Source organism: Geomonas paludis (assembly GCF_014193585.1).
Lineage (GTDB): Bacteria > Desulfobacterota > Desulfuromonadia > Geobacterales > Geobacteraceae > Geomonas > Geomonas paludis.
The window spans coordinates 689,780-711,328 of sequence record NZ_BLXY01000002.1 but is presented as its reverse complement, the minus strand read 5'-3'; the positions used below and the strand labels follow the sequence as shown (position 1 = coordinate 711,328).

19 protein-coding genes are annotated in these 21,549 nt (G+C 61.6%); 18 read left to right on the top strand and 1 reads right to left on the bottom strand.

Features of this window, described 5'->3' with window-relative positions:
• Nucleotides 1-19: 19 nt before the first annotated feature.
• From H7687_RS08680 to H7687_RS08595, 18 genes are all read left to right on the top strand, one after another.
• Nucleotides 20-1,501 carry a sugar transferase gene (locus tag H7687_RS08680; RefSeq protein ID WP_183346654.1) on the top strand — a complete coding sequence of 494 codons (1,482 nt, stop codon included), beginning with the start codon at nt 20-22 and terminating at the stop codon, nt 1,499-1,501.
• Nucleotides 1,502-1,525: 24 nt separating this feature from the next.
• The gene (locus H7687_RS08675; protein ID WP_183346653.1) at nt 1,526-3,565 is read left to right on the top strand and encodes a glucosamine 6-phosphate synthetase; all 2,040 of its coding nucleotides are present in this window, start codon (nt 1,526-1,528) and stop codon (nt 3,563-3,565) included.
• An 18-nt stretch (nt 3,566-3,583) separates the two neighbouring features.
• Nucleotides 3,584-4,822 carry a glycosyltransferase family 4 protein gene (locus tag H7687_RS08670; RefSeq protein ID WP_183346652.1) on the top strand — a complete coding sequence of 413 codons (1,239 nt, stop codon included), beginning with the start codon at nt 3,584-3,586 and terminating at the stop codon, nt 4,820-4,822.
• On the top strand, nt 4,813-5,655 hold the full coding sequence (locus H7687_RS08665; protein ID WP_183346651.1) for a class I SAM-dependent methyltransferase: 843 nt from the start codon (nt 4,813-4,815) through the stop codon (nt 5,653-5,655). Before H7687_RS08670 ends, H7687_RS08665 begins: the two co-directional genes overlap by 10 nt.
• Nucleotides 5,652-6,296 carry a sugar transferase gene (locus tag H7687_RS08660; protein WP_183346650.1) on the top strand — a complete coding sequence of 215 codons (645 nt, stop codon included), beginning with the start codon at nt 5,652-5,654 and terminating at the stop codon, nt 6,294-6,296. The genes H7687_RS08665 and H7687_RS08660 overlap by 4 nt, the downstream gene beginning before the upstream one ends.
• Nucleotides 6,293-7,249: an aldo/keto reductase gene (locus H7687_RS08655; protein ID WP_183346649.1), complete on the top strand. Its 957-nt coding sequence runs from the start codon at nt 6,293-6,295 to the stop codon at nt 7,247-7,249. Before H7687_RS08660 ends, H7687_RS08655 begins: the two co-directional genes overlap by 4 nt.
• Complete coding sequence (locus tag H7687_RS08650) at nt 7,246-8,223, top strand: thiamine pyrophosphate-dependent dehydrogenase E1 component subunit alpha (RefSeq protein ID WP_183346648.1); 978 nt, start codon at nt 7,246-7,248, stop codon at nt 8,221-8,223. Before H7687_RS08655 ends, H7687_RS08650 begins: the two co-directional genes overlap by 4 nt.
• Nucleotides 8,210-9,247, top strand: coding sequence for an alpha-ketoacid dehydrogenase subunit beta (locus H7687_RS08645; protein WP_183346647.1), 1,038 nt, complete (start codon nt 8,210-8,212; stop codon nt 9,245-9,247). Before H7687_RS08650 ends, H7687_RS08645 begins: the two co-directional genes overlap by 14 nt.
• Nucleotides 9,248-9,602: 355 nt before the next feature.
• Nucleotides 9,603-11,525: a polysaccharide biosynthesis protein gene (locus H7687_RS08640; protein ID WP_443093462.1), complete on the top strand. Its 1,923-nt coding sequence runs from the start codon at nt 9,603-9,605 to the stop codon at nt 11,523-11,525.
• Between the two features lie 130 nt (nt 11,526-11,655).
• Nucleotides 11,656-12,024 (top strand): GxxExxY protein, encoded by a 369-nt coding sequence (locus H7687_RS08635; RefSeq protein ID WP_183346645.1) that lies wholly within the window; start codon nt 11,656-11,658, stop codon nt 12,022-12,024.
• 55 nt (nt 12,025-12,079) lie between these two features.
• Nucleotides 12,080-13,720, top strand: coding sequence for a capsule assembly Wzi family protein (locus tag H7687_RS08630; protein WP_371877562.1), 1,641 nt, complete (start codon nt 12,080-12,082; stop codon nt 13,718-13,720).
• Between the two features lie 672 nt (nt 13,721-14,392).
• The gene (locus H7687_RS08625) at nt 14,393-14,653 is read left to right on the top strand and encodes an AbrB/MazE/SpoVT family DNA-binding domain-containing protein (RefSeq protein WP_183346644.1); all 261 of its coding nucleotides are present in this window, start codon (nt 14,393-14,395) and stop codon (nt 14,651-14,653) included.
• The gene (locus tag H7687_RS08620) at nt 14,647-15,039 is read left to right on the top strand and encodes a type II toxin-antitoxin system PemK/MazF family toxin (protein ID WP_198424622.1); all 393 of its coding nucleotides are present in this window, start codon (nt 14,647-14,649) and stop codon (nt 15,037-15,039) included. The genes H7687_RS08625 and H7687_RS08620 overlap by 7 nt, the downstream gene beginning before the upstream one ends.
• Before the next feature lie 100 nt (nt 15,040-15,139).
• On the top strand, nt 15,140-16,024 hold the full coding sequence (locus H7687_RS08615) for an ExeA family protein (protein WP_246404716.1): 885 nt from the start codon (nt 15,140-15,142) through the stop codon (nt 16,022-16,024).
• A gap of 22 nt (nt 16,025-16,046) precedes the next feature.
• Nucleotides 16,047-16,895 carry a hypothetical protein gene (locus H7687_RS08610; protein WP_183346643.1) on the top strand — a complete coding sequence of 283 codons (849 nt, stop codon included), beginning with the start codon at nt 16,047-16,049 and terminating at the stop codon, nt 16,893-16,895.
• Nucleotides 16,896-16,918: 23 nt separating this feature from the next.
• Nucleotides 16,919-17,182 carry a YcgN family cysteine cluster protein gene (locus H7687_RS08605; protein WP_183346916.1) on the top strand — a complete coding sequence of 88 codons (264 nt, stop codon included), beginning with the start codon at nt 16,919-16,921 and terminating at the stop codon, nt 17,180-17,182.
• Between the two features lie 175 nt (nt 17,183-17,357).
• Nucleotides 17,358-18,614 carry a DUF6178 family protein gene (locus H7687_RS08600; protein WP_183346642.1) on the top strand — a complete coding sequence of 419 codons (1,257 nt, stop codon included), beginning with the start codon at nt 17,358-17,360 and terminating at the stop codon, nt 18,612-18,614.
• 204 nt (nt 18,615-18,818) lie between these two features.
• Nucleotides 18,819-20,039: a hybrid sensor histidine kinase/response regulator gene (locus H7687_RS08595; protein ID WP_183346641.1), complete on the top strand. Its 1,221-nt coding sequence runs from the start codon at nt 18,819-18,821 to the stop codon at nt 20,037-20,039.
• Here H7687_RS08595 and mtaB read toward each other — a convergent pair.
• On the bottom strand, nt 20,036-21,331 hold the full coding sequence (mtaB, locus tag H7687_RS08590) for a tRNA (N(6)-L-threonylcarbamoyladenosine(37)-C(2))-methylthiotransferase MtaB (RefSeq protein ID WP_183346640.1): 1,296 nt from the start codon (nt 21,329-21,331) through the stop codon (nt 20,036-20,038). The genes H7687_RS08595 and mtaB overlap by 4 nt on opposite strands.
• Nucleotides 21,332-21,549 lie beyond the last annotated feature (218 nt).

Sequence of the window (21,549 nt, the reverse complement as noted above, 5' to 3'; positions counted from 1 at the left end):
CATGCCAACGGAGAGTGACGTGTCCGCCATACCGCTGATTCAGAATGTGAAACTGAGAACCTTGCTGGGCCTGCTGCTGCTGGCCGCCGCCGTGGTCTACGCCGGGAGCGCCTTCAACACGCCTGCCGGCGCCACCGGCATCGTGCTCTGCTTGTCCTGGGCTGTTTCCGTCGTCTGCACCGACAAGTATGTGCACAAATACCCGCAGCGCTACTACAGCTACCTGGCGGCCAGCCACGCCAAGGCCGCCGCCGTCATGGCCGTTCCGGCCGCGGCCGCCGCCTGGCTGGCCGGACCCGCAACGGTCCCTCCCGAGCCGGCCCTGGTCGCCTTTGCCGTCTTCTGCGTGGGCGATCTGCTGCTTTCCTCCTTCTGCCGCAGGCGAACGGCTCCCGCAGTTGCGCCGGCCCGCGCCGCGGCGGTGACCCCCGCTGCCGCTGCCGCGCCTGCGCCGCCCCTGAGCCCTGTGGACCGGGACGGGGTCTTGGCCGGCCTCCCGGCCACGGTGGCACCGGCGCTGCGCGACCTGATCGCGGCGGCCCTTCCGGACGAGCCGGGGGGGAGCGAGCTGCTCCTGGTCGGGCCCGAGCTCTCCGCCCACTGCGAGGTGGCGCCGGGGGGCACGGTCAACTTCATTTGCTGTCTGCCAAGGATCAACGATATCCGGCGCATCAACCGGTTCCTGCGCTCCTGCATCGGCCGGCTGGAGATGGGGGGGTACCTGGCGGCAAGTTACACCCCGATCGAAACGGCGCCGGAGCTGCGTCCTGGCCGGGCAGGCTACCTGCTCGATTTCCTGGTGCACCGGGCGCTGCCCAAGACACCGTACCTGAACAGCGTCTATTTCTCCCTCACCAGGGGGAGGAACCGGATGCTCTCCAAGGTGGAGGTCTGGGGGCGGCTCTCCTACTTCGGCCTGCACGTGGTCGCGGAGCAGCGGGTGGGAGACCGCGTCTTCCTGGTGGCGCGGCGCAACCTTCCCCCCTCCCAGAACCCCAGGCCCTCCTACTACCCGGTGGTGGCCCTGGAGAAGGTGGGGCTCGACGGGGAGATCGTGCGCCTGCACAAGGTGCGCAGCATGTACCCCTTCAGCGAGTTCCTGCAAAAGAGGATCTTCGAGGACAACGGCCTCGCCTCGACCGGGAAGTTCGCCAACGACTTCCGGCTCACCGAGTACGGCAACTTCATCCGCAGGTACTGGATCGACGAGCTGCCCCAGATCTGGGACTGGCTCAGGGGGGACATCAAGCTGGTCGGCATGCGGGCCACCAGCAGGCATTACCTGAGCCTGTACCCGCAGGAACTCTACGACCTCTACATCCAGATCAAGCCGGGGCTGATCCCCCCCATCTTCGACGAGAAGACCGACAGCTTCGACCGGATCGTCGAGGTGGAGATGGCGTATCTCACCAGCTACATGAAAAGCCCGCTCAAAACCGACGTCGGGCTCTTCTTCAGGACCTTCACGGACATCTTCTTCCGTGGCGTGCGCAGCAAGTAGAACTGCAACAGGGAGACAACCATCATGTGCGGCATCTTCGGTTTCATCGTCAACAGGGGCGCCACCTTCGAGCCTGCTTTCTACCAGGGCACGCTGGCCCAACTCGCCCGCCTCTCCGAGTCGCGGGGCAAGGACTCCTCCGGCCTGGTCTTTCGCAACGAGGCCGACCGCCAGCTGCAGGTCCTGAAGGGGGCGGTCCCCCTCAACTACCTCCTGAAGCGGCCTGAGGTTTCCCGTCAGCTGGACCGGTTGCTGGCCGGTTGCGGCGCCGGCGCCGGCCGCGGCGACGTCTTTGCGGTCATGGGACACTCGCGCCTGGTCACCAACGGCTCGCACCAAAGCGACGACAACAACCAGCCGGTGGTGAAGGACGGCATCGTCGGCATCCACAACGGGATCATCGTCAATGAGGACGACCTGTGGGGATCGTCTGCAGACCTGAAGCGCGACTACGAGATCGACACCGAGGTGATGCTCGCCCTGGTGCGGCACTACCTGCGCGGTGGCGCCGGGGTCGCCTCTGCCGTTTCCAGGACTGTAACGGAGATCTTCGGCACGGTGGCGGCGGCCTTTCTCTTCGAGGAGTTGAACGTCTTCGCCCTCGCCACCAACAACGGCTCGCTCTACGTGCTTACCGGCGGCGACATCCTTGCCTTCGCCTCCGAAGGATACTTCCTGGAGCAGCTCGCCCATAAGATGCAGTTCAAGGGGCGCTTCGAGTACCAGATCCGGCAGCTGAAGGCCGGGCAGGGGGTGACGCTCGACCTGGACGACTTCACGCTGAGGGATTTCTGTTTCGAAGCGGAGATCGCGGCGCCTGCGCCCGCAAAGCCCGGCGTCGAGAGTTACCGCATCGCTGTGCAGTCGGTAGGCGACGGCAAGAAGCGCCACGAGCTGATCCTCGACCCGGCCAAGATCGCGGCCCACCCGAAGGCCCTCACCGAGGCGAAGCTCCTGCAGTACAACATCGAGCGCATCAGCGCGCTGCGCCGCTGCTCGAAGTGCCTGCTGCCGGAGACGTTCCCCTACATCGAGTACGACGACAAAGGGGTGTGCAACTACTGCAGGAACTACAAGCTCAAGAACACGCCCAAGCCGATCGACGAGCTCTTCAAACTGGTCGAGCCGTACCGCCGCGCGGGCGGGGTGCACGACTGCATCATCCCCTACAGCGGCGGGCGTGACAGCACCCACACGCTGCACATGGTGAAGAAGGTGCTGGGGCTCAACCCGATCGCCTTCACCTACGACTGGGGCATGGTAAACGACCTGGCGCGGCGCAACATCGCCCGGGTCTGCGGCAGGCTGGGGGTGGAAAACATCATCGTCTCCGCGGACATCACCTGGAAGCGCGAGAACATCCGCAAGAACATCGCGGCGTGGCTCAAAAAGCCAAACCTCGGCATGGTGCCGCTGTTCATGGCGGGGGACAAGTTCTTCTTCTATTACGCCGGCCAGGTGAAGCGGCAGACCGGCATCGACCTGAACATCTGGGGCATCAACCCGCTGGAAAACACCGACTTCAAGGTCGGCTTCCTGGGGGTTCCCCCGGACCACGACAAGAAGAGGATCTACTCGCTGTCGGCCAGCCGCAAGGCGAAGCTCATGCTCAGCATGGCGCAGAACTACGCCGGCAACCCGGCCTACATAAACCGCTCGGTTCTGGACACGATCGGCTCCTTCGTCTCCCGCTCCGTGGTGCCACACCGGGACTACTACCACATGTACGACTACTACCGCTGGGACGAGGAGGAGATCGACAACCTGGTGCTGGGCGAGTACCAGTGGGAGACGGCCATCGACACCAAAACCACCTGGCGCATCGGCGACGGCACCGCCCCATTTTACAACTACATCTACTACACGGTGGCGGGTTTCTCCGAGTACGACACCTTCAGGAGCAACCAGATCAGGGAGGGGGCGCTGAGCCGGGAGGAGGGGCTCCGGCTGGTCAACGAGGAGAACCGGCCGCGCTATGCCTCGCTCAAGTGGTACCTCGATATCGTGAACCTGGACTGGGATGCCACCATCAAGACCATCAACGCCATCCCCAAGCTCTACTAGTACGGCGAAAGGAGTGTCATGAAGAAGATGAACGTCTGGTATCTCTCGGCCCACGACCAGCCCAAGGGGCAGTCGGCCCGGACCTACGAGTTTTGCCAGGAACTTTTGAAACGCGGCCACCGGGTCACCATGTTCACCAACAGCTACTGCCACTGGACCCACCAGGAGTTGCTGGGACCGGACGAGAAGTGGCGTATCGAGGAGATCGAGGGGATCCGCGTGGTCTGGCTGCGCACCATCCACTACACCGGCAACGGCTTGAAGCGCGGCGCCAACATGATCTCCAACGCCTGGCGCTCGTTGCAGGTGGCCAGGACCCTAACCGACCGTCCAGATGTGGTGGTGGGGCCGACGGTGCCGCTTGGTACCGGCTGGGCCGCGTCCCGGATCGCGGAGCAAAACGGTGCCGCCTTCGTCTTCGAGGTGCGCGACGTCTGGCCTATTGCACTGGTGGACGACGGCGGACTTTCCAAGAACCACCCGGTCTACTACGCCTTCCGCTACCTGGAGAAATCGCTGTACAAAAAGGCGCAGCGCATCTCGGCCACCATGCCCTTCGTGGCGAACCACATCGCCGAAAGCGGTAGCGACCCGGCCAAGGTGACTTGGGTCCCCAACGGGGTCAACTTCGAGCGTTTTGCCGAGTACACCGGTTACGACGGCGGCACCGGGAGCCCGCTGGTGGTCATGTACATCGGTGGCTTCGGCACCGCCCACGACGTCATCACCATCGTCCGGGCGGCCAAGATCCTCCAGGACCAGGGGGTCGATGACATCCGCTTCGTCATCATCGGCAACGGCCCCAAAAAGGCGGAGTGCATCCGGGAGGCGCAAGAGGCGCAACTCAGGCAGGTGGAGTTCCGGGACCCGATCCCCAAGGCCGACATCCCCAAGGTGCAGATGGGATCGGACATCCTGGTCGCCGCCGTTCTCGACTCCCCCATCTACCGCTTCGGCCTGAACCTGAACAAGATGTTCGACTACTTCGCCTCGGGCAGGCCGGTGATCTTCTCGGGGAAGGCCCCCAACGATCCCGTGGCCGAGGCGGGAGCGGGTTTCAGTATCCCCCCGGAACAGCCGGCGGCGATGGCCGAGGCGATCCTGAAGCTGCGCGCCATGCAGCCCGCGCAGCGTGCCGAGATGGGGCAGAAGGGTCGAGATTACATCAACGACTTCGACATGAGCGTGCTGTCGGGGCGGATGGAAACACTTTTAATGCAGGCTATCCAGGACAAGGAGGCAGCTAGATGCAGCTAGAGGAGAGGAAACTAAAGGAGATTGAACACTCCGACCGTCGCCGTTCCATCGTTAGGGCCTACGAGTACCATACCGACGCCTCCGCGGAGCAGTTGGAGGAGACGTTCGTCCAGGAGAAGGAAGAGTTCGACGAGCACTTCAGCAACATGAAGTTCTACAGCATCACCAAGTCGAGCTTCGCCCACCGCGACGCGCTCTTGTACCAGGGGATCAAGGGGGCCGTCGCCCTGGATTACTGCTGCGGCAACGGCGAGGTCGCCATCGCCATGGCCAAGCGGGGGGCCGCCAAGGTCTACGGCATCGACATAAGCCAGGTGGCCATCGACAACGCCCGCAAACTGGCCCAGCTGGAGGGGGTGGGGCACATCTGCGAGTTCGCGGTCATGGATGCGGAGCACACCGCGTTCAGTGACGCCACCTTCGACATCGTCCACGAATACGGCGCGCTGCACCACCTCGACCTTCCGGCCGCTTTCAGCGAGCTCTCCCGGATCCTGAAACCGGGGGGGAGACTGGTCTGCACCGAGGCGCTGCGCCACAACCCGCTGATCCACTGGTACCGCAAGCGGACCCCGCAATTGCGGACGGCGTGGGAGGTGGAGCACATCCTGGGCTTTCCCGAGATCTACAGCGGCAGGACCTACTTCTCCCAGCTCAACATGCGCACGTTCCACCTGGCTGCGCTCGGGGCGGTGCCGCTGCGCAGGCTCCCCATCTTCGAGCCGCTTCTGGGTCTTCTCAACGGCATCGACCGCCTGTTGCTCTCCATCCCGCTGCTGCGCCGGATGGCCTGGGTGGCCGTGATGGAATACCGGCAGCCGGTCAAGGCATGAACGGGGAGGCGCTGATCAGACATCCCGGCTGGGCCTTGGCCCTGAAGCGGTCGGCGGACATACTGCTGTCCCTGTCCGTGCTCGCCGTGCTGTGGCCGCTGCTGCTGGCTGCCGCGGTCGCGGTGAAGCTCTCCAGCCCCGGCCCTGTCTTCTACCGCGGGGTCCGTTCCGGGCTGAACGGGACCACCTTCAGGATCCTCAAGTTCCGCAGCATGGTCATCGATGCGGAGGCCCTGGGCGGCCCCACCACCGGGACCAACGACCCCAGGGTGACCCGCGTCGGGGCCTTCCTGCGCAAGACGAAACTGGACGAGTTGCCCCAGTTCCTGAACGTTCTCAAGGGGGACATGAGCCTGGTCGGGCCGCGGCCGGAGGTGCTCGAGTACACCTCGCAGTACCGGGGCGAGGAGCGCCTGATCCTGTGCATGCGTCCCGGCATCACCGATTACGCCTCCATCGAGTTCGCCGACCTGGACGACCAGGTGGGGAGCGAGGACCCCGACCGCTTCTTCCGGGAGCACATACTGCCGCGCAAGAATGCACTGCGCGTGAAGTACGTGAAGCAATGGAGCCTCGGCAGCGACCTCGTCATCCTGTGGCAGACCGCCTGGCGCGTTCTCAAGAGGGCCACGGACCGATGAGCGCACTGGAACAGATGCCGCTTGGGGGCTGCGGCGTTCCCATCAGCCGCCTGGGGATGGGGTGCTGGGCCGTGGGTGGGCACGGCTGGGGGGCGGTGGACGAATCTGAATCGCTGCGGGCGATACGTGCCGCCTACGAGCGTGGGGTCACCTTCTTCGACACCGCCGATGCCTACGGGGTGGGCAAATCCGAGGAACTGCTGGCCCGGGCCCTGGAAGGGCACCGCAAAGAGGTGGTGATCGCCACCAAGGGCGGGGTGTGCTGGAGCAAAGAAAGAGGGGTGTGGATCGACATATCTCCTTCTTATCTGAGGTCAGCACTGGAAAAGAGCCTGGCACGGCTGAAGCTGGACCACGTTCCGCTCTATTACGTTCACAAGCCCGATGGCATCACTCCCATTCAAGATTCAGTCGGTGAGCTTGAACGTTTGCGCGAAGAAGGTAAAATCGGTGCAATCGGCATCTCCAACTTCTCCTGTGAGGACTTGGAACGTGCGCTCAAAGTTGCGCCGATCAGCGCTATGCAAGTAAAGATGAACGTCTTTGACAGAAAGCCATTCCTGGAGCTGTCGGAAACCTGCGCCAGGCACAACGTGACCCTGGTCGCCTGGGGGGCGCTTGCCGACGGTCTGCTCACCGGGAAATTCACCGCCGGCGCCCGCTTTCCAAGCGACGACCACAGAAGCCGCATGCCCGAGTTCTGCGGCGCGGAGTTCGAGCGCAGGTTGCAGGCGGTGGCACGACTCAAGGAAATGGCCGGGGCACACAAGTGCCAGGTGGGACAGTTGGCGCTGCGCTGGGTGCTGGACCGCGCGCCTTTCACCTGCTCGCTTTTCGGGGCCAAGACAGAACTGCAGGTAAGGGATAACCTCGGCTGCGACGGCTGGAGCCTGACCAGCGCCGAGCTTGACATGATCGATGCAATTACCGGTTTTACCCAGGAGGTGACGTGACTTATTCGCGAAAACTACTACAGGATCTGTACGCAACGATGCTGCGCATCCGCATGAGCGAGGAAGGGTTTGTCGAGCCGATCCTCAATCGCGAGATACGCTGCCCGGTCCACCTTTGCTCCGGCGAAGAGGCGATAGCCGCCGGAGTCTGCTCGGTCCTGGAAAAGGACGATTACATCTTCGGGAACCATCGCTCCCACGGACATTACCTGGCCAAGGGAGGGGGGCTGAAGGAGATGGTGGCCGAGGTCTTCTGCCGCGAGACCGGCTGCTCGCGCGGGCGCGGCGGCTCCATGCACCTCATCGACCCCTCCTGCGGCATGCTCGGCTCGGCCCCCATCGTTGGCGGGACCATCTCGCTCGCCCTTGGTGCCGCCATGGCGGCCTGGGTGCGCGGCACCAGGCAGGTCGCGGTGAGCTTCTTCGGTGACGGGGCGACCGGCGAGGGGACCCTCGCCGAATCCCTGAACTTCGCCGCACTGAAGAAACTCCCCATCGTCTTCGTCTGCGAGAACAACCTCTACTCCACCCATCTGTGCATCGACGAGATCCGCGTCAGCCGCAATATCTACAAGATGGCGCTGCCGTTTGGCGAGAAGGGGCACCGCATCGACGGCAACGATGTGCTGAAGGTGTACGAGCATGCCAAGCAGGCGGTGGAACTGTGCCGCAACGGCGAGGGACCGGTGTTCCTGGAATGCCTGACCTACCGGCAGCGCGGACATGTCGGCCCGGACGACAACGTCCAGGGGACCCACACCGACATCCGGCCGGCGGCGGAAGTGAAAAGATGGCTCAAGAAGGACCCGATCAAGCGCCTGGAAAAATACCTGCTGCAGCAGGGAGGATTCACGGCAGAAGAACTGCAGAAAGTACAGGCAGCCATTTCCCGCGAGGTGAGCGAAGCTTTCGATTTCGCACGGCAGAGCCCGTTCCCTGCCAAGGAGGATCTTTCCAGCTATGTCTTTGCCTAATAGAACGCTCAGCTACAGTCTGGCCATCAACGAGGCCTTTCACCAACTCATGGAACGGGACGAAAGCGTCATGCTGATCGGCCAGGGGGTGAAGAGCCCCTGGTACGTCGGCAACACCGCGCAAGGGCTGCTGGCCAGATTCGGGGAGAGGCGTGTCATCGACACCCCGGTTTCGGAGAACGCCATGACCGGGGCCGCAGTCGGCGCCGCGCTGGCCGGCATGCGCCCCATCGTGGAGCACCCGCGCATGGATTTCATGCTCTACGCCATCGATCCCATCGTCAACGAGGCCGCCAACTGGTTCTACATGAACGGGGGAAAGCTCCCGGTCCCGGCGGTCATCTGGGGGGTGATCAACCGGGGAGGGGAGCAGGGGGCACAGCACTCCCAGGCCCTGCATGCCCTGTTCGCCCATATACCGGGGCTCAAGGTGGTAATGCCGGCCACGCCGACGGACGCCAAGGGGCTTATGATCGCAGCGGTCCAGGATGACAATCCCGTCGTATTCATCGACGACCGCTGGCTTTACGGAGAAGAAGAGGTGGTCCCGGAGGAGTTTTACAGCATACCGTTGGGCAAGGGAATCGTGCGCCGGCAGGGCAGCGACGTCACCATCGTGGCGGTGAGCTACATGGTACGCGAGGCGCTCAAGGCCGCCGAGGAACTGGCGCAGCAGGGGATCCAGGCAGAGGTCGTCGACCCGCGCACGGTCAAACCCTTGGACTTCGACCTGATTCACCAATCGCTGCAAAAAACGGGGCGGCTGGTGGTGGCCGACGGCGGCTGGAAGACCTGCGGGGTGGCAGCTGAAATCGCCGCCCTGGCTGCCGAGAAAGCCTTCACCTGCCTGAAGGCACCGGTACAGCGGGTTACCCTTCCCGACCTTCCCGCTCCGGCCAGTCGGACCCTCGAAGCCGCTTACTATCCCGCCAGTGCGGACATCGTGAACGCGGTCAACAGGCTGGTCCAGCCCTGCCACGAAGAACTCGCGCTGCTGCACCGGGTAAGCTACGCCGCGCAATAGCAGTTCTCTTACATTTCAACAAAACAGGGGCCAGTTTCAGTCACAGGAACTGGCCCTTTTCTTTGTGTGGTGCGCGATTACTAGCTAGCTCATGTACCAGTTCCTTTGCCGTGTCAATAAATACGGAACTCACAGTGCCTGCAGTGTCTGGAAAGGTGTTTTCTCTGAACCCTTTTTTGCGCCGTGTGATTATTAATCCAGTCAGTGAACCACATACTGAAATTACAGATTAGAGTTTGCTTTTTCTTTTCTTGGTGATATAGTCATCCTCTGTTTACCTTAATGTAGACCCTTTAGCTTTCTCAATGACTTGCTGTGCTGTGGGGGGAACATGTTCCGCGCAAGAAGAATCCTGGTGTTTTTCCTTGATGTAATGCTCATTGCCGGTGCTTTTGGTCTCTCCTTCCTGCTTCGCTTCGACTTTCAGATCCCCCCCGAACAACTCAGTAACATGCTGTCAGGACTGGCCGTTGTACTGGTAGCCAAGCCCATCCTGTTCATTGCCTCCGGCATGTACCGCAGCATCTGGCGCTATGCCTCCCTGCAGGACGGTTACGAAATTTTCAAAGTAGTGACGCTCTCCTCGGTTGTCTCGGCTATTTCACTAGTTTTCATGAAAGGTCCCTTCGGTCTGCCCCGGTCGATCTACCTGCTGGACTGGTTCCTGCTGTTTTCCATGGTGGCCACCAGCCGTCTGCTCTGGCGCATCTACCGCGAGACCAAACTGGTGCCGTGCCTGCGCAAGGGGAGGAGGACGCTCATCATCGGTGCGGGCGAAGCGGGGAACCTGCTGCTCAAGGAGATCCGCAAACAGGTCGACGCCACCTACAACGTGGTCGGCTTCGTTGACGATGACCCGGAAAAAACCGGCATGCGCCTCTCCGGGGTTCGGGTGCTGGGGCGGACGGACCGGCTCTGCGCGCTGGTGCGCAAGTACAGCGTCGAGGAGGTCATCTTTGCCATTCCCTCCGGGGGGCCCGAACTGATGCGCCGCGTCATAACCAACTGCGAGCGCGCGAAAGCCCGTTTCAAGACGCTGCCCGGGATCACCGACATCATCGACGGCAAGTTCTCCATGAGCCAGATCAAGGATGTGGAGATCGAGGACCTGCTCGGGCGCGACCCGGTGGTGCTGGACCAGACGGCGATCCGCAACTACCTGACGGACAAGAGGGTGCTGGTGACGGGCGCAGCCGGGAGCATCGGCAGCGAGATCTGCCGGCAGGTGGCGCTTTTCAAACCGGCCAAGCTGGTGCTGTTCGACCATGCCGAGACGCCGCTTTTCTACATCGAAAAGGAACTCGCCGCCACCTTCCCGGACCTGCGCATCATCCCCATGGTGGGGGACGTGAAGAACCAGGACCGGGTCGAGACGCTGTTCGACGAGTTCGGCCCTGAGGTGGTCTTCCATGCAGCGGCGTACAAGCACGTCGCCATGATGGAGTACAACCCGGCCGAGGCGGTGCTCAACAACGTGATGGGTTCCAAGGTGGTGGCGGACGCCGCGCACAAGTTCAAGGTGCGCAATTTCGTCATGGTCTCCACCGACAAGGCGGTCAACCCCACCAACGTCATGGGGGCCACCAAGAGAAGCGCCGAGATCTACGTGCAGGCGCTGGCGGCGAAAAGCCAGACCAAGTTCACCACGGTGCGCTTCGGCAACGTCCTGGGGAGTAACGGGAGCGTGATCCCTCTCTTCAAGGAGCAGATCCGCAAGGGCGGACCGGTGACCGTAACGGACAAGGACGTGGTGCGCTACTTCATGACCATTCCGGAGGCGTCGCAACTGGTCATGCAGGCAGGCTGCATCGGTCACGGCGGCGAGATCTTCGTGCTGGACATGGGGGAGCCGGTCCGCATACTTTCGCTGGCCGAGGAACTGATCAGGCTCTCCGGTTTCATACCGCACAAGGAGATCGAGATCCAGTTCACCGGGTTGAAGCCGGGCGAGAAGCTCTTCGAGGAGTTGTTGATCGACGGGGAGGGGATCAAGCCGACCAGCCACAAGAAGATCAGGGTCATGGCGCCGGTGGAGACCGATCTGAAGAAGGTTACGGCAGATCTGGAACATCTTTTCAATCACGCCAAGGCCCACGATTTGGGAGCGGTGCTTGACACGCTGCGCAGCATCGTGCCTGAGTTCGTGCCGCGCTACGAGTTCGACGTCGCTCCGCCCTTTGCCTTCCAGCGGGTCAGGCCCGATCTGTTCCCGCCCCAGAAGCTCACCTTCATCAGGAACCTTCGTGTAGCCGGCACCAGCGAGGGAACGGCTGCATAAACAGAATCGAGACTCAAACCCTATTTAACAGGGATAAAAGGGATACAGGGGATAAAAACAACTTAAGGGACAACGGCCGTCATGGGGGTCTGGTATTCTTCTGGGGTAAATACCTCTAGGGGGTATGCCAGTGATCCATGACGAACTGACAGGAAAGGTGCTTCGCGCGTGCTTTGAGGTGAGCAACGAACTGGGCGCTGGATTTCTGGAGTCCGTCTACGAAAAATCTCTCCTGATCGCTCTCGTAGAGATGGGGCTGAAGGCACAGTCGCAAGTCCCGCTAAAGGTTTTTTACCGCAACAAAGTCGTCGGCGAATTTTATGCCGACCTTGTGGTTGAGGGGGCGGTGCTGCTGGAACTTAAAGCGGTAAGAGCTTTAGCACCTGAACATGTAGCCCAAGTTCTGAATTACCTTAAAGCGACTGGCATCGAGGTTGGATTATTGATCAACTTTGGCAGTCCGAAGTTGGAGTTTAGAAGGTTTGACAATCGAATGTGACTGTAGATTTTATCCCTTTTATCCCCTTCATCCCTGTTAAATGATTGAGAATTAAATGAAATTGTCCAAGTTTATCGTGATGGTTGCGGCATCCATACTCCTTTGGTATCCCTGTCTTGCTTTTGCGCTTTCCTCACCGAACATTCCGCTGGACAGCCCCATTTATTCATATCTCGACAAGCTCTCGGGTTACGGGCTCATCACATCGGACATCAAGGGTATCCGTCCCTTCGCCAGGGCGGAGGCTGCGCGCCTGGTGAAGGAGGCTGAAGCGCGGGCGGCCGCTACCGGTCACTCCGCCTTGGCCGAAGAACTGCTCGACCGCCTGCGGGAACTGCTGCCGCGCGAACTGTCCTACTACGGCCGCGATGAAGCCGCGCCGGCATTCGATTACGATCCCCTCAAGACCGCACGCCTGCGCTATGTCTACCTCGAAGGCGCCCCCAGAAGTTATTTCCGCGCGGTCCACGATCCCGGCAACGACGGGGTCTTCGGCATCGGCAGCGGCTTGAGGCCCCCAAACCCCTATCCTTCGCCAGCCCAGCAGCGCGGTACCGAGGGTACGCCTCTTTTTGAAAACAATGATGGTGTCGTTTACCGCTCCGGTTCCAACGTGGAACTTCGTGGCAGCGGTGAGGTGTACTTCGGTTCCATGGCCTCCGCGGCCATCGAGCCCATGCTGTTGTGGTCCGAAGCCGGCGGCGAAGCGACTCTCAGGCTGAACCGGGGCTATGCAAAGCTGGGCGGGAAGGGGCTGGAGTTGGAGGTCGGCCGCGACGAGAATTGGCTGGGACCGGGCTACCGGGGGGCGATTACCCTCAGCAACAACCCGAGGAACTTCGACATCATCAAGCTCTCCAGCCCGGAGCCCGTGCAGTCCAAGTATCTGTGGGACCTGAAATACTCCCTCATCTTCTCCCGCTTCGAGAAGACCGTCACGGACGGAGAGGAGCGGCGGCCTTACCTTTTCGCGGGCAAGTTGTCCATGAAGCCGCTTAACGATCTCGAATTCGGCATCAACCTCGGGCGCCAAGTTGGCGGCCCGGGCGTCGACAACAGCTTCGGTGCAACCGTCCGCGGCATCGTCGGTGGCACCAGCGACGACAACTCCAACACCCTCGCTGGCTTCGATCTGCGCCTTCGGTTCCCCGGGTTGCGCAACACCGAACTGTACGGCGAACTCTCGGGCGAGGACTCCGCCGCATTTTGGCCCATCGTCGAGAGTTACGTTACAGGGATTTTCATCCCACGGCTCACGGCAAGCGGAAACGACGACCTCCGCTTCGAGTATTTCCGCGGCCATCGCATCCTCTACACCAACGGCACCTTCCCGGGAGGCTACCTGTACCACAACATGCCCGTCGGGCACTCGCAGGGGGGCGCCACCCAGGACTTCTTCCTCCGCTACAGCCACTGGTTCTCGGTGCGCAACAACCTGGCTCTCGAAGCCTTCCACACCAGGCGCGGCGACTACGGCCGGGTGACCGTCGACGCCACCGGCCGCTTCGATGCGGCCGGCACCATGCAGTCCATCGAGCGCAAGAATGCCCTGCGCGCGTCATGGACCTTCCCCTTCTCGAAGGAGTGGAACGCCCTGCTGCTCTACGGGCAGGAGTGGATCCACAACTACGAACTGCACGCCGGCGACTCGCGGATGAACCAGTTGGTACGTGCGGAGTTGTCGTACAAATACTGAAAGCCCTGACTTGCACGGCACAATGCACCCCTGAACCCGGGTTCCCTAACCATGTACCCGCGACCCCTAACGATGTACCCGCGACCCCTAACGATGTACCCGCGTCCCCTAACGATGTACCCGCGACCCCTAACGATGTACCCGCGTCCCCTAACGATGTACCCGCGTCCCCTAACGATGTACCCGCGACCCCTAACGATGTACCCGCGACCCCTAACGATGTACCCGCGACCCCTAACGATGTACCCGCGTCCCCTAACGATGTACCCGCGACCCCTAACGATGTACCCGCGTCCCCTAACGATGTACCCGCGACCCCTAACGATGTACCCGCGTCCCCTAACGATGTACCCGCGACTCCTAACGATGCACCCGCGACCCCTAACGATGTACCCGCGACTCCTAACGATGCACCCGCGACCCCTAACGATGTACCCGAGCCCTAACGATGTACCCGGGTGTATAAACAATTTTGTGGAAATGCCCCTTTCGACTACCCGTGAACCCTAACCATCCCGCCCTCCGCTATGCACTCCAGGCGTTATCTCCCCTTTCCCGTTGCCTCGGCCTGGCCGGCGGCTGTGGCCCTTGTCTCATGAACGGGAAGACTGTACATATGTTGACAGTGTGGCAGGAGTCGTTTAAATTATGTTTAAACGATCCGGGGGGAATATGTCTCGAACTGAAGCTGTGCTCGATGTGAAGCAGTGGGGTAATAATCTCGGTGTTCGTCTACCTGTTGGGGTGGCACGAGCAGCTCACCTGCACGTCAACCAAAAGGTCAGGATAGCGGTCGAAGATGGCCGGGTTGTCATCACACCGCTTGATCGCGAAGGGCTCAGCCTTGAGCAGCGCCTAGCCTTGTACGATCCCGCAAGGCATGGTGGCGAAGCGATGGTGACCGCCGAACCGGTCGGAGCAGAAAAGTGGTAAGGCTGGTGGCGGGTAGAGTGGGGTGGGTTCCAGACCGGCAGGATGTAATCTGGATAAACTGTAACCCTCAGGCCGGGACAGAGATGAAAGACATGCATCCTTTCCTCGTGCTGTCCCCTGCTGTTTTCAACGACCGCACTTCTATCGTTATCGGTCTTCCCATGACTACCGCTGATTACAATGCCGACAACCCTTTTGCCGTTGCTGTAGGGCGTGCATCGGGGAAAAAGGCTGGAAAGACAAGTTTCGTTCTTTGCCATCAGCCGAAGTCATTTGATTGGCGTGTGCGACAGGGTGCGCCGCACCCACTCAAGCGACTTGAGGACGTATACTTCGAGCAGTGCTGTGCGCGGCTGAACCAGATTATCAACCTCGCTGTTGTCTAAACGTCAACACCCATGCCCTTCGGCCCTTTCTCCTTTATTTCTCAGCAGATTCGCGCTATATTCACTCCCTCGATAACGGCAACCGTCACAAAGGACCCACATGCCTGCGATGTACTGTGAGTTTTACGGCTTCAGGGAGAGCCCGTTCACCATCACTCCCAATCCCCGCTTCCTGTTCATGAGCGAGCAGCACCGGGAGGCCTACGCGCACCTGCTCTACGCGGTGGACAACCGCGCCGGTTTCGTGGAACTGACCGGCGAGGTCGGCACGGGGAAGACGACGCTTTTGCGTACCTTCCTGAATCGCCTGGACCAGGAGGGGCACCGCACCGCACTCATCTTCAACCCCTGCCTCTCGGACCTGGAGCTCTTGAAGAGCGTGAACCGCGAGTTCGGCCTCGTCTGGGAGTCGGAGAGCAGGGTGGAACTGCTGCAGGTGCTGAACGCCTTCCTTTTGGAGCAGAAACAGGCCGGGCGCAGCGTGGTGCTGGTGATGGACGAAGCGCAGAACCTCCCCATCGAGGTGCTGGAGCAGATCCGCCTGATCTCCAACCTGGAGACGGAGACCGACAAGCTGATCCAGATCGTCCTCTCCGGGCAGCCGGAACTGCTCTCGGTCCTCGGCCGCAAGGAGTTGCGCCAGTTGAACCAGCGCATCACGGTGCGTTACCATCTGCTGCCCATGGACTTCGACAGCACCCATTCCTACATCGACCACCGCATGGAGTTGGCGGGATGCTACCGCGCCGCCGAGTTCTCCAAGGCGGCCTTGAAGCAGATCTACCGCTTCTCGGGCGGGGTGCCGCGGCTGGTCAATGTCGTTTGCGATCGGGCCCTGCTGATCGGGTTTACCGAGGAGGCCCGCACCATCACGGGAAGCATGGCGGCACAGGCCGTTGCCGAAGTCGGCGGCCGATCCCCGTACGGCCTGGCGGCGCAGGTGCTGCGGCGCCTGACCGGCGGCCTGCCGCGCTGGCGCAGCTGATTCTCAACTTTTCTAGGGACTTATGAGTTCGATACTGAAGGCATTGGAGAAAGTGGACGAGTCGCAGCGCTCCCGCCGTCCCGCCGGCACCGGGGGGCTTCCCAAGGCCAAGGTGCGTAGGCCGGCGTGGATCATCCCGGTATGCACCCTTGGCGGAGCGGCTTTCGCCACCTTGGCGACCTATGCCCTCATGGGCGGGTTCTCCCATCACTCCGCACCGGTTGCGGCGAAGGGCGCCGATGCCGTGACGACTGCAGCCCCGGTGGCTGTCGCACCCGCCAAGGCTGCGCCAGCTGTCCGCGTGGAGGCCAAGGAGGTCGTTACCGAGCAGAGGTCTGCCGCTGCGACAGCCGCACCCGCCGCGGCCGTCAAACCTGCGCGTGCTGTCGCCGAGCCTGCCAAGGTTGCGGCGAAACCGGCGGCGGTTCCTGCTGTTGCGACCAAACAGGCGGCGCAACCGGTTGTGAAGCCGGTGACCCAGGCGGCGGCCAAGGCGGCCGCCCAGCCCCAGATCGCGGCCAAGGTCGCCGCCAGGCAACTGGCCCAGCCCTCTGTCGCGGCCAAGGCTGCTGCCGTCGCCCAGCCTGCTCCCGTGCACCAGGCGGTCGTGCAACCGGCGCCGGTAGTTGCCGCATCCGCACCAGCGGCGGCGCCGGCGGCCCCGCAGAAGTCACGACCTGAGATCCGTGTTACCGGTATCGCATGGCAGAACAGCAGCGAGTCGAGCTTCGCCATGGTGAACGGGACTGCCATGCGCCAGGGCAACGTCGTCAATGGCTACAAGATCGAGCAGATCTATGAAGACAGCGTCCGGTTTTCCAACAGCAAGGGGAATACCCTGGTGGTGCCGCTGGGGGCGGGCGAGGAGTAGGGCACGTGTCATCAGGAACCGAAATGGATCAGCAGCAGTGGGAGGCCCTTTGCGAGCAATGCGGCCTTTGCTGTTTTGTGAAGCTGGAAGATGAAGACGGCAGGATCATGTTCACCTCGACCCCCTGTCGCTACCTCGACATCACCACCAGGCGCTGCAAGATCTACAAGAAGCGTTTCAAGATCTTTCCCGAATGCGTCCAGCTCACCCCGGAACTGGTAAAAGAGCTCAAGTGGCTGCACCGAAGCTGCGGCTACAAGAAGGCGATGCGCAAAGGCATTCTTTAACAGGGATGAAGGGGATAAAAGGGATAAAGGCATAAAACCAGATATTTAACGCAAAGCCGCAAAGGCGCAAGGAAAACATAATACAGGCACAGGGCGGGGGGGGGGAACGAGAGTCTTTGGTTTATCCCCTTTATCCCTTTTATCCCTGTTAGAAACGGTTTTCAAAGGGAGTGAAATGGCAGAAATGAAGCAAGTAGCGGTGGTAAAACTTTCCGAGCGCGATTTCCAGGCGCTTCCCCTGCAACAGAAAAAGGACTACCTGGGGACGGTCTCCGGCAAGGAAAAGATGGACCTGATCGTCGCCGACCCGGACGCCAGGAGGCTGGCTGCCGGTCTGCAGCCGCAGGAATTCTTCTGGCTCATGAAAGAGGTGGGTGAGGCGGATGCCGTGGATCTGCTGCGCCTGGCTTCCGCGGAGCAGTGCGTCTTCATTATGGATATGGAGCTTTGGGACGGCTGGACCTTCTCCGAAGATCAAGCCTGCCATTGGCTCACCTACTTCATGGAGGGGGGCGAGCCGCGCATTCATGAACTGCTCAAGCACCTCGATTTCGAGCTGCTGCAACTCCTGTTGAGCCGCGAGATCATCGTCGGCGGCGGCATCGGCGACCAGGGTAACGACGAGGAGCGCCAGGCCGACTACGATCACACCTTCGACGATGTCTTCATGATCAAGTTCAAGAACCCCAAGCACAGCCAGTTGATCGGCTCTTTCCTATCCATGCTGGTCAAGCTGGACAACGAGTTGTACACGGCACTCATGGAAGGGGTGAAAGGGGATGTAGACCTGGAACTCGAGGAGCAATGCCAGCGTTTCCGCACCGGCAGGCTGCAGGACCTCGGCTTCCCGCCCTTGGACGAGGCGCTGTCGATCTATGCCCGGATCCACCCGGACCGTTTCGAGCTCCAGGGGGGCAAGGAACTCGCCTCGGCAGGGGAGGGTGGCCACCTGATGCCGGTCTTTGCCGACGAGGGAACCCTGTTGTCTCGCGCCCTGGCGCGCGCGGCTTCGGATATCATCTCGCAGGAGCTGAACTACCTGGTCAACAGCGCCCTGGTTGCCGAGGGGCAGGCTTTTCACGAGCCCGAGTCCATGCTCGGGGTGATGCACCGGGTTTGCGGCTACCTCAACATCGCGCTGGAGACGCTGGCCCCCGGGGATGAGAACAAAGCGGCGCAGCTCCTGGCAGAAGAGGAGTTGAAGCGGCTGTTCCAACTGGGGTACAGCATCGTGCTGCAGCTCAAGTTCGCCGCACGCGACACCGAAACCGTCGACTACGCCACCGGCAAGCTCCTGGCCGGGCTGAAATCCAAGCGCCCCCGTTTCTACCGCGGGCTCGATGCCGACGGTGTCGACGGCTACCGCGAATTCCGCGACCTCGACGACGTGCGGCGGGTTTCCGACCTGCTGGCTCAGTTGCAGGGACAATAAAACCTGTTTAACAGGGATAAAGGGGATAAAAGGGATAAAGTCTCAAAAATCAGGTTTTAACGCGTTTTATCCCCTTTATCCCTTTTATCCCTGTTAATCGTCTTTATGTTTCTTTCTTGGGTCCCCCCTGCGTCCCCTTTCGTTGCAATCCTCCCCCTCATTGATATCCTCTTATGCATTTGCCGCTGCCGTTAAGGGGGTAGGATGAAGGTCCTGGTCGTCGACGATTCCAGAAACGATCGCAAGGTCATCCGCTACAACTTCGAGTGGCACGGCTGCCACGTCGTCGAGGCCGCCAACGGCAAACAGGGGCTCGAAGTCGCTGCTGCCGAAGTCCCCGACCTCATCATCTCCGACTGCCTCATGCCGGTCATGGACGGCTTCCGGTTCCTCCACGAACTCAAGAAGTTCAAAGAACTCAACGCGATCCCCTTCATATTTTATTCAGCGATCTACACCGGCAGCAGGGAGGCTGAACTCGCGGCTGCCCTGGGGGCCACGGCCTTCCTCGAGAAACCGATGCGTCCCGATGAGTTGTGGGATGAGGTAGGGCGGCTTCTCGCGGCGGAGCTGGCGAGCGAACGGGAGGCGCAGGCGCCCCCGATGCACGAGGAGGAATTCCTCAGGGACTACAGCCAGGTGGTTGCGACGCGGCTGGAAGAGAAGGTCCGGGAGCTGACCGAGGAGAACGAGAGCCTGCTCAGGCTGAACGGCGAGTTGGAGCGCAGGGTGGTGGAGCGGACCTCGCAGCTGGAATCGGCCAACCGCGACCTGGAGATGTTCAGCTACTCCGTCTCCCATGACCTGCGGGCGCCGTTGCGGCACCTCGAGGGGTTCAGTCAGGCCCTGACCGAAGAGTACGCTGCCAAGCTCAACACCATAGGCAACGACTACCTGGAACGGATCAGGCGCTCCAGCCGCCGCATGGCGGATATGCTGGACGCGATCCTGGAACTGTCCCGCAGCGTCAGGGGAAAACTGGCCAGGGAGGACGTGGACCTGAGCGCGCTGGCCAGGGAGGTCGCGGGGCAACTGGCCCGTTCGCAACCGGAGCGCAAGGTTGATCTCCGTGTGGCGGAGGGGATGGCGGCGCGGGGGGATGCGCGCCTTTTGAAGGTGGTGCTGGAGCACCTGGTGGGCAATGCCTGGAAGTTCACCCAGCCCCAAGAGCACGCCGTGGTGGAAATTTTCCCGACCGAGTGGGAGGGGCATTCCGCGTTCGCGGTGCGGGATAACGGGGTAGGGTTCGATATGGCCTACGCGGAGAAGCTGTTCTCGCCGTTCCAGCGCATGCACGGCCAGGACGAGTTTCCCGGGCGCGGCATCGGGCTTGCCATCGTCAAGCGCATCGTCAGCCGCCACGGCGGCAAGGTGAAGATAGAAGCTGAAGTCGGACGGGGCGCCACGGTGACCTTCACCGTCTAGCGCGCTGCCAGCCTCCCGGTCAATTCACCGCCGCGAGTCCCGGTAATCAAGACCGCGACCTCCTGGTTGACCAAGCCGTCACACTCCTCGATGAGCACTGCAAGGTAGTTTCTGGACAACCCTTTGCGCCCTCCCTCATCTTTTTGCACCAATACCTGCAGCTCCCGCCCGACGAACCGCGCCGCGTATTCCGCCTTTTTCTTTTCCGACAGGATCCGAAGCGCCTCGGCCCGCTCCTTGATCACCCGCGGCTGCACCTGGGCTGCCATGGTTGCTGCCGGGGTCCCGGGCCGCTGGGAGAAGGGGAACACGTGCAGGTAGGCCAAGGGGAGCGAGTCGATGAAGGAGAGCGTCTCCTGGAACTCCTGGTCGGTCTCGCCCGGGAAGCCGGCGATGACGTCGGAACCGATGCTGACGTCGGGCATGGCTGCTACCAGCGCCTCGACCACGGAGCGGAAGAGGGCGGTGTCGTAGCCGCGGTTCATGCGGGCCAGGACGCCGTCGGAGCCGCTTTGCAGCGGCAGGTGCAGGTGCGGGCAGACCATCTTTGATGCCGCCATGAACTCGATCATCTCGGCCGGAACCTCGGTGGGCTCTACCGAGCCGACCCGCAGCCGCCGCACCACCCCCTGGCGCTCGGCCAGGCGCATCAGCCCGAGCAGGTCCGTGGCCGGTTCGAGGTCCAGGCCATAGGCGCCCAGGTGGATGCCGGTCAGCACGATCTCCTGGAAGCCCTTGGCGGCGAAGGCTGCCATGCCGTCCAGGGCCTCCTGGGGGGCGACACTCCTGCTGGCGCCGCGGGCGTAGGGGACGATGCAGTAGGCGCAGCGTGCATCGCAGCCGTTTTGCACCTGGAGGAAGGCGCGGGTGTGTTCGGCGAAGCTTTCCAGCTGGGTTCTCTCGCCCGAGCGCTGCTGCGAGATATCGCTCACCACCGCCTGTGGTTCATTCCCCAGCCCCTTGATGAAACCGACGATGTCCTTCTTCTCGCTGTTGCCGAGGATCAGGTTCACCCCCGGGAGCTTCAGCAGTTCGTCGCCGGCCATCTGGGCGTAGCAACCGGTGATCACCACGCGTGCCTCAGGGTTGGTGCGGGTGGCGCGCCTGATCAGGCGGCGGGACTCCGCGTCCGTTTTGGCGGTGACGGTGCAGCTGTTGATGACGTAGATGTCGGCGCTTTCGGAGAAGGGGACAAAGCTGTAGCCGTCCTGTTCCAGTGCTTCGGTCATGGCGGCGGATTCGAACTGGTTGATCTTGCAGCCGAGGGTGGTGATGGCGATTCTTTTATTCATAAAGTCCTAACACAAACAGGGATGGAGGGGATGAAAGGGGATAAAGACAAAAAACTTATAACAGGGATAAAAGGGATAAAGGGGATAAAGGGGATAAAGGCTAAAATCTCTTTTAACGCAAAGGCGCCAAGGCGCGGAGACGCCAAGACAAGACTGTTGGGTGGAACGACAAAACCATTGTGATTTAAGTCTAAAGGTTTTCGTTGCGTCTTGGCGGC

Bases quoted from the DNA above. Each gene is read 5' to 3' on its own strand.
- mtaB (WP_183346640.1), bottom strand. From the start codon at position 21,331: ATGAATAAAAGAATCGCCATCACCACCCTCGGCTGCAAGATCAACCAG.
- H7687_RS08655 (WP_183346649.1), top strand. From the start codon at position 6,293: ATGAGCGCACTGGAACAGATGCCGCTTGGGGGCTGCGGCGTTCCCATC.
- H7687_RS08670 (WP_183346652.1), top strand. From the start codon at position 3,584: ATGAAGAAGATGAACGTCTGGTATCTCTCGGCCCACGACCAGCCCAAG.
- H7687_RS08610 (WP_183346643.1), top strand. From the start codon at position 16,047: ATGAGTTCGATACTGAAGGCATTGGAGAAAGTGGACGAGTCGCAGCGC.
- H7687_RS08605 (WP_183346916.1), top strand. From the start codon at position 16,919: ATGGATCAGCAGCAGTGGGAGGCCCTTTGCGAGCAATGCGGCCTTTGC.
- H7687_RS08625 (WP_183346644.1), top strand. From the start codon at position 14,393: ATGTCTCGAACTGAAGCTGTGCTCGATGTGAAGCAGTGGGGTAATAAT.
- H7687_RS08665 (WP_183346651.1), top strand. From the start codon at position 4,813: ATGCAGCTAGAGGAGAGGAAACTAAAGGAGATTGAACACTCCGACCGT.
- H7687_RS08600 (WP_183346642.1), top strand. From the start codon at position 17,358: ATGGCAGAAATGAAGCAAGTAGCGGTGGTAAAACTTTCCGAGCGCGAT.
- H7687_RS08645 (WP_183346647.1), top strand. From the start codon at position 8,210: ATGTCTTTGCCTAATAGAACGCTCAGCTACAGTCTGGCCATCAACGAG.
- H7687_RS08660 (WP_183346650.1), top strand. From the start codon at position 5,652: ATGAACGGGGAGGCGCTGATCAGACATCCCGGCTGGGCCTTGGCCCTG.
- H7687_RS08675 (WP_183346653.1), top strand. From the start codon at position 1,526: ATGTGCGGCATCTTCGGTTTCATCGTCAACAGGGGCGCCACCTTCGAG.
- H7687_RS08615 (WP_246404716.1), top strand. From the start codon at position 15,140: ATGCCTGCGATGTACTGTGAGTTTTACGGCTTCAGGGAGAGCCCGTTC.
- H7687_RS08630 (WP_371877562.1), top strand. From the start codon at position 12,080: ATGAAATTGTCCAAGTTTATCGTGATGGTTGCGGCATCCATACTCCTT.
- H7687_RS08595 (WP_183346641.1), top strand. From the start codon at position 18,819: ATGAAGGTCCTGGTCGTCGACGATTCCAGAAACGATCGCAAGGTCATC.